The following is a 13044-nucleotide window of genomic DNA, read 5'->3' as shown; positions in this document are numbered from 1 at the left end:
TGCGCCGGCCCCCGTCTACGCCGCCGGCGCCAGCTCCTCCCGGCGCTCCCGCGGCACGAAGCGCACCTGCGGGTGCCCCCGGTGCCAGCCGACCGACAGGCGCAGGTTGCCGACGCGGGCCAGGACCAGGCCGACCACGGCCGCCGCCGTGGCCGCGACGGCGCCGCCCGCGGCGAAGCCGACCCGGGCGCCGTAGGTGTCGGTGACCCAGCCGACGATCGGGGCGCCGACCGGGGACCCACCGAGGAAGACCATCATGTACAGGGCCATCACGCGGCCCCGCATGGCCGGGTCGGTGGACATCTGGATGCTGGTGTTGGCGGTGACGTTGACCGTCATGCTGAAGACGCCGATCGGGACCATCAGCAGGGCGAACAGCCACAGCGCCGGTGCCGTCGCGGCGACGATCTCCAGCAGCCCGAAGCCGAGGGCCGCCGCGATCAGGACCCGCAGCCGGGCCGTGCCGCGCCGGGCGGCGAGGAGCGCACCGGCCAGGGAGCCGACGGCCATGAGCGTGTTGAAGAGGCTGTACTCGCCGGCGCCCGCGTGGAAGACGTCGTCGGCGAAGGCGGACAGGAACACCGGGAAGTTGAAGCCGAAGGTGCCGATGAAGCCGACCAGGACGATGGTCCAGATCAGCTCGGGACGCCCGGCGACGTAGTGCAGGCCCTCGCGGAGCTGGCCCTTGCCGCGCGGGGCGCGCTGGACGACGTGCAGCTCGCGGGCGCGCATCAGCAGCAGGCAGCTCAGCGGCGCCACGAAGGACAGGCCGTTGGCGAGGAACGCCCAGCCGGTGCCCACGCCGGTGATCATCAGGCCGGCGACGGCGGGGCCGACCAGGCGGGCGGACTGGAAGTTGGCCGAGTTCAGGCTGACCGCGTTCTGCAGCTGGTCGCGTCCGACCAGCTCGGAGACGAAGGACTGCCGGGCCGGGTTGTCCATGACGGTGGCCAGGCCCATCGCGAAGGCGGCGACGTAGACGTGCCAGACCTGCACGGAGCCGGTCAGGGTGAGCGCGGCGAGGGCGAGCGCGGTCAGGGCCATCGCGGACTGGGTGACCAGCAGCGTGGGCCGCTTGCGCAGCCGGTCGACGAGGACGCCGCCGTAGAGACCGAAGAGCAGCATCGGCAGGAACTGCAGGGCCGTCGTGATGCCGACGGCCGCGGAGGAGCCGGTGAGGCTGAGCACCAGCCAGTCCTGGGCGATGCGCTGCATCCAGGTGCCGATGTTGGAGACGACCTGGCCCAGGAAGAACAGGCGGTAGTTCCTGACCTTCAGGGAGGCGAACATGGACGTCTTGCGCGGGGCGTGAGGGGACTTGGCCGTCTTGGACAGGGAGTCGTCGTGGTCAGGTGCGGGGACGGAAGCTGCTCCGGGTCCCGTACTCAAAAGGGTTCGCCTCCTCGCGAATACTGCTTACAGGTGTGCGAGCTTCTCCAGCACGGGGGCTGCTGCGCGCAGCTTCGCCCACTCCTCGTCGTCGAGCCCGTCGACCAGCGCGGCCAGGAACGCGTTGCGCTTGCGGCGGCTCTCCTCGAGCATCACCACGGCCTGCTCGGTCGGCGTCACGACCTTCTGCCGCCGGTCCTCGGGGTGCGGCTCCAGCCGGACCAGTCCCTTGGCCTCCAGGAGCGCCACGATGCGGGTCATCGAGGGCGGCTGGACGTGCTCCTTGCGGGCGAGCTCGCCCGGGGTCGCCCGGCCGCAGTTGGACAGGGTGCCGAGCACCGACATCTCGGTGGGGCTGAGCGACTCGTCGACCCTCTGGTGCTTGAGCCGACGGGACAGCCGCATCACGGCGGAGCGCAGGGAGTTCACGGCGGCAGCATCGTCGCCATGCTTGAGGTCCGGCATGTTCCTTAGACTAACTCATTAGGCTCGCGAAATACCAATGCTCGTCCCGCCGACTGCCCGTGACTCTTGCCACTGAAACCCCAGCTTCACCCGTACGAGTGAGCTGTTTCCGGAAACCGGAGCATCACCCGGTCGGCGGGGGCGACCCTCGTGCGCATGGGGACCAGCGTGCTCAGCCTGCGGATGGACGGGGAGCTGCTCGAACGGCTCCGGCACCATGCGGCGAAAAGAGGAATGAGCGTCCAGGACTATGTCGTCCGGACGCTCATTCGCGATGACTTCGACGAGCGGTTCCAGTCCGCCGTCGAGGAGACGGAACGCTTCTACGGGGTGCCGTGACCCCGCTGGATCAGGTCAGGCCCAGGGCCGGCATCAGGTAGTAGAAGGCGAAGACCGCCGAGACCGCGTACATCGCCACCGGCACGTCCCGGCCCCGGCCGACCGCCAGGCGCAGCACCGTGAAGGTGATGAAGCCCATGCCGATGCCGTTGGTGATCGAGTACGTGAACGGCATCATCAGCATCGTCACGAAGGCCGGGACGGCGACCGTGAAGTCGCTCCAGTCGATCTCCTTGATCGAACCGGCCAGGATCAGGAAGCCCACCGCGACCAGTGCCGGGGTGGCCGCCTGCGACGGGACCATCGTGGCGACCGGCGTGAGGAAGAGGGCCAGGGCGAACAGCCCGCCGCTGACGATGTTGGCGAAGCCGGTACGGGCACCCTCGCCGACGCCGGCCGTGGACTCCACGAAGCAGGTCGTGGCCGAGGCGGAGCTGGCGCCGCCCGCGGCGACCGCGACGCCGTCCACGAACAGGACCTTGTTGATGCCCGGCATCTGGCCCTTGGCGTCGGTCAGCTTGGCCTCGTCGCTGACCGCCATGATCGTGCCCATGGCGTCGAAGAAGCAGGACAGCAGGACGGTGAAGACGAAGAGGACGCCGGTCAGGACGCCGACCTTGTCGAACCCGCCGAACAGGCTGACCTGACCGACCAGCCCGAAGTCCGGCGTGGAGACCGGGTTGCCGGGCCACTCGGGGGTGGTCAGGCCCCAGGACGGGACGTCGGCGACGGCGTTGATGATCATCGCGACGGCGGTCATCACGACGATGGAGATCAGGATGGCGCCGGGGGTCTTGCGGACGATCAGCGCCAGCGTGAGCAGCACACCGAGGACGAAGACCAGGACGGGCCAGCCGAGCAGGTGGCCGCCGGTGCCCAGCTGGAGCGGGACGGTGGTCTGGGCGGCGTCCGGCATCCGGGTGACGAACCCGGAGTCGACGAGACCGATGAGCATGATGAACAGGCCGATACCGATGGCGATGGCCTTGCGCAGCCCGAAGGGCACGGCGTTCATCACGCGCTCGCGCAGACCGGTGGCGACCAGCAGCATGACCACGAAGCCGGCCAGCACCACCATGCCCATGGCGTCCGGCCAGGACATCCGCGGGGCGAGCTGGAGGGCGACGACGGAGTTCACGCCGAGACCGGCCGCGAGCGCGATCGGGACGTTGCCGATCACGCCCATCAGGAGCGTGGTGAACGCCGCCGTCAGCGCGGTCGCGGTGACCAGCTGACCGTTGTCGAGCTGGTGGCCGTACATGTCCTTCGCGCTGCCCAGGATGATCGGGTTCAGCACGATGATGTAGGCCATCGCGAAGAAGGTCGCGAGACCGCCGCGGATCTCGCGGGGCAGCGAGCTGCCGCGCTCGGAGATCCTGAAGTAGCGGTCGAGGGCGTTCTGCGGGGGCCGCCGGTCTTCGGGCGACTCGGGGGACGGGGGGACCTTGGCAGCAGCCGAGGCGGACATGCGAGACCTCATCACCAACAGGTTCCCCCACGGCCTTGTTGGTGTTTTCTACGAATGAAAGCGGTCAGAGACAAACGGGTTCAGTATGAACGTATGAGCCACAGATCGCTATCTCCGCGCGTAGACCCGTGCGGCGTGGCTCGTCGGCCGCCCGGACGCGGTCCCGCGGGGGTACGGGCGACACCCTCGTAAGCTGTACGCATGGCGAAGTGGACACCTACGCACGAGGCGCCGGAGCCCCTGGAGGGCCCCGTGGTCGCGACCATCACCGGCGGCACCATCCTCTGGTTCGTCCTCTTCCTGGCCCAGCTGCCCTTCTACGGCTGGTTCGACGACCACGGACACGCCTGGTGGGTGTGGACCTGCCTGGCGGGCGGCGGCCTCGGCCTGATCGGCATCTGGTACGTCCGCAGGCGCGACGCCGCGATCAAGCGGGACGCCGAGGCCCGGCGGAACGACGCGGCCCCGGAGGCCCGCCCCACCGCGTAGTACCGGGGCAGCACTCGGCGCCGGACCTCCTCGTACCCAGGTCGGATCTTCCGCACATCCAGCGGGTGAAGCCGTAAAACCGCACGTACCGTCGAATGCATGACGCATATCGACGCGGGCTCCGCACTCGATCCGGCGCATCCCCTCCCCCTGCCGTCGCCGGAGACGGGGCTGACCGCCGGGGAGGTCGCCGAACGGGTCGCGCGCGGACAGGTCAACGACGTACCGGTGCGCAGCAGCCGCTCGCTCGGCGAGATCGTCCGCGCCAACGTCTTCACGCGCTTCAACGCGATCATCGGCGTGCTGTGGGTGATCATGCTGATCGTGGCGCCGATCCAGGACAGCCTCTTCGGCTTCGTGATCCTCGCGAACACCGGCATCGGCATCGTCCAGGAGTGGCGGGCGAAGAAGACCCTCGACTCCCTGGCCCTGATCGGCGAGGTCAGGCCGGCCGTGCGCCGGGACGGGAAGAGCACCGAGCTCAGCACCTCGCAGATCGTGCTGGACGACGTCATCGAGATCGGCCCCGGGGACAAGGCCGTGGTCGACGGGGTGTGCGTCGAGGCCGACGGACTCGAGATCGACGAGTCGCTGCTGACAGGTGAGGCCGACCCGGTCGTCAAACGGCCCGGGGACCAGGTGCTGTCCGGCAGCTTCGTCGTCGCGGGCGGCGGCGCCTTCCGGGCGACCAAGGTGGGCCGCGAGGCCTACGCCGCCCAGCTCGCCGAGGAGGCGTCCCGCTTCACCCTCGTCCAGTCCGAGCTGCGCTCCGGCATCTCCACGATCCTGAAGTACGTCACGTGGATGATGGTCCCGACCGCGATCGGCCTGATCGTCAGCCAGCTGCTCACCAAGGACGACGCCTTCAAGGACTCCGTCGCGCGCACCGTCGGCGGCATCGTGCCCATGGTCCCCGAGGGGCTGGTCCTGCTCACCTCCGTCGCCTTCGCGATCGGCGTGATCCGCCTCGGCCGCAAGCAGTGCCTCGTCCAGGAGCTGCCCGCCATCGAGGGCCTCGCCCGCGTCGACACCGTCTGCCTGGACAAGACCGGCACCCTCACCGAGGGCGGCATGGACGTCACCGGGCTGCACCCGCTCGGCGGCGCCGACGAGGCCCAGGTCCGCGCGGTGCTCGGCGCCCTCGGCGGCTCAGACCCGCGCCCCAACGCCTCCCTCCAGGCGATCATCGACGCCTTCCCGGCCGCCGAGGTCGCCGGGGACTGGCGCTGCACCGAGTCCCTGCCCTTCTCCTCCGCCCGCAAGTACGCCGGCGCCACCTTCGCCGAGGCCGACGGAGCCGCCGGCACCTGGCTGCTGGGGGCACCCGACGTGCTGCTGGCCGAGGACGACCCCGCCCTCGCCGAGGCCGGGCGGCTCAACGAGCAGGGCATGCGGGTGCTGCTGCTCGCCCGCGCCGCCCGGGACCTCGACGACGCCGAGCCGGCCGAGGACGCCGAGCCGGCCGCGCTGGTCGTCCTGGAACAGCGGCTGCGGCCGGACGCCGCCGACACCCTGCGCTACTTCGCCGACCAGGACGTACGGGCCAAGGTCATCTCCGGGGACAACGCGGTCTCCGTCGGCGCGGTCGCCGCCAAGCTCGGGCTGTCCGGCGCCACCGTCGACGCGCGCCGGCTGCCCGCCGAGCGGGACTCCATGGCCGCCGAACTCGACGCGGGCACGGTGTTCGGGCGGGTCACCCCGCAGCAGAAGCGGGACATGGTGGGCGCCCTCCAGTCGCGCGGGCACACGGTCGCGATGACCGGCGACGGGGTGAACGACGTCCTGGCGCTGAAGGACGCCGACATCGGCGTGGCGATGGGCTCGGGCTCCGAGGCCACCCGGGCGGTCGCGCAGATCGTGCTGCTGGACAACAGCTTCGCCACCCTGCCGTCGGTGGTGGCCGAGGGCCGCCGGGTCATCGGCAACATCACCCGCGTCGCGACCCTGTTCCTGGTGAAGACGGTGTACTCCGTGCTGCTGGCGGTCCTCGTGGTGTGCTCGCGCGTCGAGTACCCCTTCCTGCCCCGGCACCTGACCCTGCTGTCCACGCTCACCATCGGCGTCCCGGCCTTCTTCCTGGCCCTCGCCCCGAACAGGGAACGGGCCAGGCCGCACTTCGTCCGGCGGGTGATGCGGTACGCCGTCCCGGGCGGGCTGGTGGCCGGGGCGGCGACCTTCGCGACGTACCTCCTCGCCCGGCACCACTACAGCGGGCCCGGGGCGCTGGACGCGGAGACCAGCGCGGCGACGCTGACGCTGTTCCTGGTCTCCATGTGGGTGCTGGCGATCGTCGCCCGGCCCTACACCTGGTGGCGGGTGCTGCTGGTCGCGGCGATGGGACTGGCCTTCGTGGTGGTCCTGGCGGTGCCGTGGCTCCAGGACTTCTTCGCGCTGAAGCTGGTGGGGGTCACCATGCCGTGGACCGCCGTCGGCATTGCGGCGGTTGGTGCGGGTCTTTTGGAGCTGGCGTGGAGATGGGTGGGGCGGCGGTTCCCGGTGTGAGGGGGCGCTCGGTCCGTGGGATGCTGCGGCGCCGTCGTGGCTGGGCGCGCAGTTCCCCGCGCCCCTTTGGGGCGCGCTACACCTCCGTCAGTCGAACCAGCGGTCCCTGGCCAGCTCCTCCGTGCGGGTCGGGTCCTCCAGCAGCGCCGCCACCTCGAACCGCCGCGGCCACTGCCCCGCCGCCCAGGCGAGGCCCGCCGCCACGCCCTCCAGGGTCGCGGCGTGCAGCACTCCGTCGGGCGTGAGCCGCCAGTCGATCTCCACGCCGTCGACCACCAGCTCCTCGTGCTCCACGTACGACGCGGGCGTCCGGGCCCCCAGCAGCACGCGCACCGGCTCCGGCACCTCGTGCTCGGTGCCCTCGGAGTGCACGTCGCCGGTGACGGACTCGCTCAGCCGCCGCACCTGGAACAGCTCCGCCAGCTCGGCGGCCAGCGCCGGCCGTACCGGCAGCAGCGGGACGCCCGAGGTGAAGGGCAGCAGGTCGGGCGAGTCGACCACGACGGCGTCGGAGGCGTCCACCACCTCGACGCGGCCGTCCCGGACGGCACGCAGGTCGTCCGGCAGGGTGACCTGCTCCGGGTCGAGCTCGGCCAGCGCCCCGTACAGGGCGTGCAGCTGGGCGGCCGTGACCGGGCGGTCGGGGTCGGCGAGCCGGTCGAGCAGCTCGGCGGCGCCGCCGGGCTCGTCGAGCAGGGCGGCCACGGAGGTGCGCACACCCAGCGCCCGCAGCACCTGCTCGTCCTCGAAGCCCGTCGCGTCCGCCTCGTCGTACAGGCCCCGCAGGAGCGGGTCGCCGCCGGCCGCGCGCAGTCCGGCCGGGCGCCGCCCGCCGAGCACCGGGTGCCCGCGCAGCCACCACGCGGTGTAGGGCCGTACGACCTCGTGGGTGCCGTCGGGCAGCAGGACGCGCACCGGCTCCACCAGGGCGTCCCGCAGCGGCGGCTGCGACAGCAGGGCGAGGGCCCGCGGCCACTGGTCGTCGTCCACCAGGTCCAGGTCGCGCACGGCGACGATCTCGGTGGCGACCGGCGGCACCGGGCTGTCCGGGAAACGGTCGAGGACGTCCTCGCTCCACACGTCCACGGCGTCCAGCAGGCCCGCGTCGTCGGGCTCGGCGAAGTCGCCCTCGCGGGGCTCCAGTTCGTCCGGGTCCAGGACGACGTCGGTGGCGCGGACGAGGGCGAAGGTGACGAGGACCCCGCAGGCGGCGAGCGGCTCCGGCCCCCACTTCCCGGCCAGCTCGGCATCCACGGCGGCGAGTTCGTCCTCGCGCATGACCTGGGCGAAGGGGCCGCCGGGGAAGACGAGTTCACCGGCCGGGGAGAGTTCGCCGTCCTCGTCGGGCAGCGCGAGGGCGCCCAGCCACGGCTCGTCGCCGGGGTCGAGCCCGGCGTCGCGGACCAGACCGAGGACCGTGTCGGCCAGTTCCTCGGCGTCGAGGGCGTCCTCCTCCCAGTTCACGCCGCCGTCGTCGTCCAGGGAGGCGGCGACGGCGGCCCGGACCTGCGGGGTGGTGAGCACGGCCCGCGGGGTGGCCGGGAGGGCGCCGAGCTTCTCCAGGATCGGGTGGGCGGCGTCCGGGTGGGCGATCTTGAGACCGAGGCGGGTGAGGACCTCGGGGTCGAGGGAGGCGGCGTCCGGGGAGGGCAGCAGCACCTGCCGGGGGCCGATGGTGGTCCGCACTCCCCCGGTGCCCGGAGCCCTGGAGGTGTCCCCGGCGAGGGGCACGGGCAGGCCGGACAGCCGGTCCGGGTCGACGCCCGCGAGGCTGTCGTAGAGCCGCCGCCACCACGCCGGGGCCTTCTCCAGCCCGGCCAGCCGGTCGATCGCGTCGGTCAGCGGCACCCGGGCCACACCCAGCGTGCGCAGCTCCGGCCGGCGCTCCAGGCCGCCGGGCAGCAGGGTCGGCAGCACCTCGGCGAGCACCCGCACCGTCTCCGCGCCGGCCCCCTCGACCACCTCGGCGTCACGGGGACGCAGGGACTCGGGCAGCTCGTCGGCGTCGTCGCCGCGCGGTTCGGCGGCGGGCGGCAGGAAGGCGGTGCGCGGCAGCCGGTCGAGGATCGCCCGGCGCAGCGCGCCGTCCAGTTCGCCCTTGCCCAGCGGGCCGGGGACGAGGTCGATGACGCCGGCGGCGACCGGGCGCCAGCCGGCGAGGAGGGCGGCGTAGGCGTCCGCCGCGCGCTGGGTCAGGAAGTCGGTCAGCGGGCCGGGCGCTGCGTGCCGGCGGGTCGAGTCCAGCGGGAAGGACGCGATGAGCAGGGCGGGGACGCCGAGCGGCTCGTCGCTGGGGGTGGGGGCGTGCACGACGGGGCTGGTGCGGGGGCGTGCGGGACCGCCGTCGGCGTCCACGGGGACGGCCCACGTCACGGACCAGTGGGGGCGCAGGCGCTCCTCCACCGGCCGGTCGGCGAGCAGGTCGGGCGTGAGCGGACCGTGCGCGGCGGCGGTGCGCCACCGGGTGGTCCCCTCTCGTGAGTCCTCCACGACGGTCAGGGCACCGTCCGTGCTGCGGCGCAGCGTGCGGAGGTCGTCCCCCGCCTCGATCACGACCTCCTCGAGGCCGGGCAGCGCGAGGAGCAGCGCGTCGTCCACGGCGTGCAGGAGCCGCTCGGCGAGGTCGGCGGCGGCGGTGTCCCGCAGCGGCAGGATGACGGCCGTGTCGTACGGGTCCGGGGCGCTGCCCTCGGCGGGGAACGGCAGCCGCAGCAGCGGCACGTGCCCGTCGCGCCGCCGGATCTCGTCGCCCAGGCCGGGGCTGTGCAGCGCGGTGTCGGCGGCCAGTCCCCGCGCCTCGGCCAGGGACCAGCGCACGCCGCCCTGCCGGCCGACGACGGCGGGTTCGTCGGTGACGGCGAGGACGGCGGCGAAGCCGACCCCGAACCGGCCGACCGCGCCCTCGCCGCCCTCCCGCTTGGCGGAGGCGCGCAGCGTGGACAGCGACTCGGCGCCGGCCGCGTCCAGCGGGGCGCCGGTGTTGGCGGCGACGAGGACGCCGTCGCGCAGGGTCAGCCGGAGCCTGCCCGGTACGCCCGCGCGGGCCGCGGCGTCGGCGGCGTTCTGGGCGAGCTCGACGACCAGCCGGTCGCGGTAGCCGCCGAGGACGAGGTCCTCCTCGGCGTTGGCGTCCTCACGGAACCGGGCGGGGCTCGTCGCCCAGGCGTCCAGCACCCCGCGCCGCAGACGTGCCGTAGCGAAAGGGTCCGCGCCCTCGTCGGCGGGCCGCACGAACATGCTCACGGTCACTCTCCTCTTCGACGGACCACGAAGGTACCGCGAGGACACACCCCCGCCGTCCGGCTGCCCGGCACGGTCCCGAAGGCCCGCACCCGAGTACCGACCGACACGGCCCCCCAACCCGGTTCCCGACGGCCTTCCCCGAACTCCGTCCGCCCCGCCTCCCGCCCCACCACAACGGCCAAGGCAAGCAACCGGTCGACACCGCCTCCCAGCCCGCCCCGGCAGCCCGTGACGACGCGGCCAACGCCGATCTCCAGCTTGTCCGGGCAGCCCACGACGAACGCCGGTCAACGCCGCTTCCCAGCCCGTCCGGCGTTTGAGGACGAGGCCGTCAAGGCCGACGGGGGTCCGGGGGCGCAGCCCCCGGGGACGCGAGCCACGACGCACCCGCACCCGAACACCCCGCGGCCCTCAGGAGTGCCCGAGCTCCGCCGACGCCTCGTCCTCGGTGACCGGGACCGACCCGGAGTCCGGCGCCGGCCGCAGCGGGAACGGGTCGATCCGCGTCTCGTCGATCACCGGCGGAGCCGGCTGCGGCGTCTTCGGCATCACCGCGGCCTCGGAGTGGCCACCGCAGCCGTAGGACAGGGACACGACCCGGCCGTCCGCCGGGGAGAACTCGTTGGCGCACACGCCGAAGGCCTGGCCCAGCGAGCCGCCGATGCGGGCGAGGAAGCCGCAGGAGGCGCAGGAGGCGGGCGCGGCCTGGGCCATCGCCGTCCCGGGCCCGAACGCGTCCTCCCACCGGTCGGCGGCGACGTGCAGGCCGTAGCGGGAGAGCACCCGCGCACGGCGCAGGCCCAGTTCCTCGGCGACCGCCGCGATCGTGCCGCGGGCCGGCGTGGTCGGCAGCTCGGCGGGCGGCCCGGACGTGACCTCGGCGTCCTCGGCCTCGACCAGGTCGGCCATCTCGTGGGAGACGGCGGAGTTCGGCGGCGGCTCGTCCTCGCCGGTCCAGCCCGGCTCCAGCCGCAGGTCCTCCGCGTCGGTGGGCAGCAGGTCGCCGGGGCCCATGTCGCCGGGGCGCAGCCGCTCGCTCCACGGCACCCACTCCGGGGCGAGCAGGGCGTCCGGGCCGGGCAGCAGCACCGCCTCGTCCACGGTCACGATCTTGGCGCGGGAGGCCCGGGCCACGGTGACGGCCCACCGCCAGCCCCGGTAGCCGAGCTCCTTGGCGGCGAAGTAGTGCGTGACGACCCGGTCGCCCTCCGACACCAGCCCCTCGTGCTCGCCGACGACGCCGGGTGCGGCGGCCTCCTCGGCGGCGGCGCGGGCGAGGTCGACGGCCTCGGCGCACAGACGGTCAGGGGTGCGGCTTCGCGTTGTCGCTGCGCTCACAGGTATCGCTTCTCTCCATACGCCGTCTCACGAGTGCACCGCTGCCTGCGAGAGGGCGGACGGAGCGGACCTGTGGACCGCGTCGACGTCCGCGCCCGATCGCGCTCGGGCACACCTACGTCATCCATTCTGCGGTATGGACGTAAGGCGCGCGGCCGAGAACGTTCGCCACGGCGCGCTAGGCACGCTACCTGCTCATGTGCGCTGGGCCTACACCGACGGGAGTTTCCGCGGGGGCACGATCCCGCTTCGAAGCGGCCCCGCCCCCTGCTCCGGCCCGGACGGAACCCGGAGAGAACCGGCCCCGGACCCGCCCCGGGCCCCCGGGTGCGTCGTCCGACTCGTCGGTGCCGTCCGTGCCGCAACCACGCTAGAGGCGGTGCTCTCGGGGCACTATGACGGAGTGGCAGCCGCACGGACGGAGTTCAAGGGCGGGAGCCGGGGACGTGGTCCCGGCAGGTTCCGCGCGGTCGGCCGTGCCCTGCGCCTGCCGGTCACCTGGACCGTGCGCGGCATCCGCCGGGCGACGCACGCGCACGGCGCCGGCGAGTCCGGCCTGGGCAAGCTGATCGAGCTGCACGGGGTGAACGGCGCCGGCGACGTCATGATCACCGTCGCGCTCGCCTCCACCGTCTTCTTCTCCGTGCCGACGGACGAGGCGCGCGGCCGGGTCGCGCTCTACCTCGCCATCACCATGGCGCCGTTCACGCTCCTCGCGCCCGTCATCGGCCCGCTCCTGGACCGCGTCCCGCACGGCCGCCGCGCGGCCATGGCGACGGCGATGGGGGCGCGTGCGCTCCTCGCGCTGGTGCTCTCCGGCGCGGTGATCACCGGCAGCATCGAGATGTATCCGGCGGCGCTCGGTGTGCTGGTCGCCTCCAAGGCGTACGGCGTGGTCAGAAGCGCGGTGGTGCCGCGGCTGCTGCCGCCCGGGTTCTCCCTGGTGAAGGCCAACTCCCGGGTGACGCTGTGCGGGCTGCTCGCCACCGGCGTGGCCGCGCCGATCGGGGCGGGCCTCCAGCACTTCGGGCCGCGCTGGCCGCTGTACGGCGCGTTCGTGATCTTCGTCGCGGGGACCGTGCTGTCGTTCACGCTGCCGCGGAAGGTGGACTCGGCGCGGGGCGAGGACCGGGCGCTGCTCGCCGCGGACGAGCGGCATCTGCACGGGCCGCACCGCAGGTCCGGCAAGCGCCCCGGGCTGCGCACGGTGGGCCCGGCGGTCACCCACGCGCTGGCCGCCAACGCCGCCATCCGCTGCCTGACCGGCTTCCTGATCTTCTTCCTGGCGTTCCTGCTGCGCGTGCATCCGATGACGGGCCAGAGCGCGGCCGTGTCGCTCGGCATCGTGGGCGTCGCGGCCGGTGCGGGCAACGCGCTGGGCACGGCGGTCGGGGCGTGGCTGCGGTCCCGGGCCCCGGAGATCATCATCGTGACGGTCGTCGCGCTCGTGCTCGGCGCGGCGCTCACCGCCGCGGTGTTCTTCGGCGCGGTGCTGGTGGCGTGTCTGGCCGCGGTGGCCGGTTTCGCGCAGGCACTGGCCAAGCTGTCGCTGGACGCGCTGATCCAGCGGGACGTGCCCGAACACGTCCGCACGTCGGCGTTCGCACGATCGGAGACGCTGCTCCAGGTCGCCTGGGTGTTCGGCGGGGCGGTGGGCATCGCCATGCCGCTGAACGGCACGCTGGGCCTGTCGGTGGCCGCCGCGATCGTCGCCGCCGGATGGCTGACCACCGTACGGGGGTTGATCGGTTCGGCCCGGCACGGCGGCGCCCCGCGGGCCAGGGTGGCGTGACCACGCCACGCCGTACCCA

Annotated in this window: 9 protein-coding genes; 4 read left to right on the top strand and 5 right to left on the bottom strand. The window is 73.3% G+C overall.

All coding sequences use genetic code 11. From position 1 onward, the window contains the following. Positions 1–15: 15 nt before the first annotated feature. Together ACGF3H_RS19535 and ACGF3H_RS19530 are read right to left on the bottom strand one after the other, a co-directional pair. On the bottom strand, positions 16–1389 hold the full coding sequence (locus ACGF3H_RS19535; protein ID WP_362489956.1) for an MFS transporter: 1374 nt from the start codon (positions 1387–1389) through the stop codon (positions 16–18). Between the two features lie 27 nt (positions 1390–1416). After that, the gene (locus ACGF3H_RS19530) at positions 1417–1854 is read right to left on the bottom strand and encodes a MarR family transcriptional regulator (protein WP_362489954.1); all 438 of its coding nucleotides are present in this window, start codon (positions 1852–1854) and stop codon (positions 1417–1419) included. A gap of 156 nt (positions 1855–2010) precedes the next feature. Between ACGF3H_RS19530 and ACGF3H_RS19525 the strand changes: the two genes are divergently transcribed. Then, on the top strand, positions 2011–2193 hold the full coding sequence (locus ACGF3H_RS19525; RefSeq protein WP_362101560.1) for a ribbon-helix-helix protein, CopG family: 183 nt from the start codon (positions 2011–2013) through the stop codon (positions 2191–2193). Positions 2194–2203: 10 nt separating this feature from the next. On the opposite strand, the gene ACGF3H_RS19520 is transcribed toward ACGF3H_RS19525, so the two are convergent. Next, positions 2204–3661, bottom strand: coding sequence for an NCS2 family permease (locus ACGF3H_RS19520; protein ID WP_362490063.1), 1458 nt, complete (start codon positions 3659–3661; stop codon positions 2204–2206). A gap of 201 nt (positions 3662–3862) precedes the next feature. Between ACGF3H_RS19520 and ACGF3H_RS19515 the strand changes: the two genes are divergently transcribed. Both ACGF3H_RS19515 and ACGF3H_RS19510 read left to right on the top strand, forming a co-directional pair. Next, complete coding sequence (locus ACGF3H_RS19515; protein WP_362489953.1) at positions 3863–4150, top strand: DUF2530 domain-containing protein; 288 nt, start codon at positions 3863–3865, stop codon at positions 4148–4150. 99 nt (positions 4151–4249) lie between these two features. Continuing rightward, the gene (locus ACGF3H_RS19510) at positions 4250–6652 is read left to right on the top strand and encodes a cation-translocating P-type ATPase (RefSeq protein WP_362489951.1); all 2403 of its coding nucleotides are present in this window, start codon (positions 4250–4252) and stop codon (positions 6650–6652) included. Between the two features lie 87 nt (positions 6653–6739). Here ACGF3H_RS19510 and ACGF3H_RS19505 read toward each other — a convergent pair whose 3' ends face one another. Together ACGF3H_RS19505 and ACGF3H_RS19500 are read right to left on the bottom strand one after the other, a co-directional pair. Continuing rightward, entirely contained in the window at positions 6740–9895 is a 3156-nt protein-coding gene (locus ACGF3H_RS19505; RefSeq protein ID WP_362489949.1) for a sacsin N-terminal ATP-binding-like domain-containing protein, read from the bottom strand. 411 nt (positions 9896–10306) lie between these two features. Further along, on the bottom strand, positions 10307–11233 hold the full coding sequence (locus ACGF3H_RS19500) for a DUF3027 domain-containing protein (RefSeq protein WP_362489947.1): 927 nt from the start codon (positions 11231–11233) through the stop codon (positions 10307–10309). 403 nt (positions 11234–11636) lie between these two features. Here ACGF3H_RS19500 and ACGF3H_RS19495 point away from each other — a divergent pair, with 403 nt between their 5' ends. Beyond that, positions 11637–13025: an MFS transporter gene (locus ACGF3H_RS19495; RefSeq protein WP_362489945.1), complete on the top strand. Its 1389-nt coding sequence runs from the start codon at positions 11637–11639 to the stop codon at positions 13023–13025. Positions 13026–13044 lie beyond the last annotated feature (19 nt).

It is taken from the genome of Streptomyces sp. NPDC048185 (assembly GCF_043202495.1).
In the GTDB taxonomy this organism is placed as follows: domain Bacteria; phylum Actinomycetota; class Actinomycetes; order Streptomycetales; family Streptomycetaceae; genus Streptomyces.
Note: the sequence above shows the minus strand (reverse complement) of the source record. Positions and strands in the feature narration are given on the sequence as shown.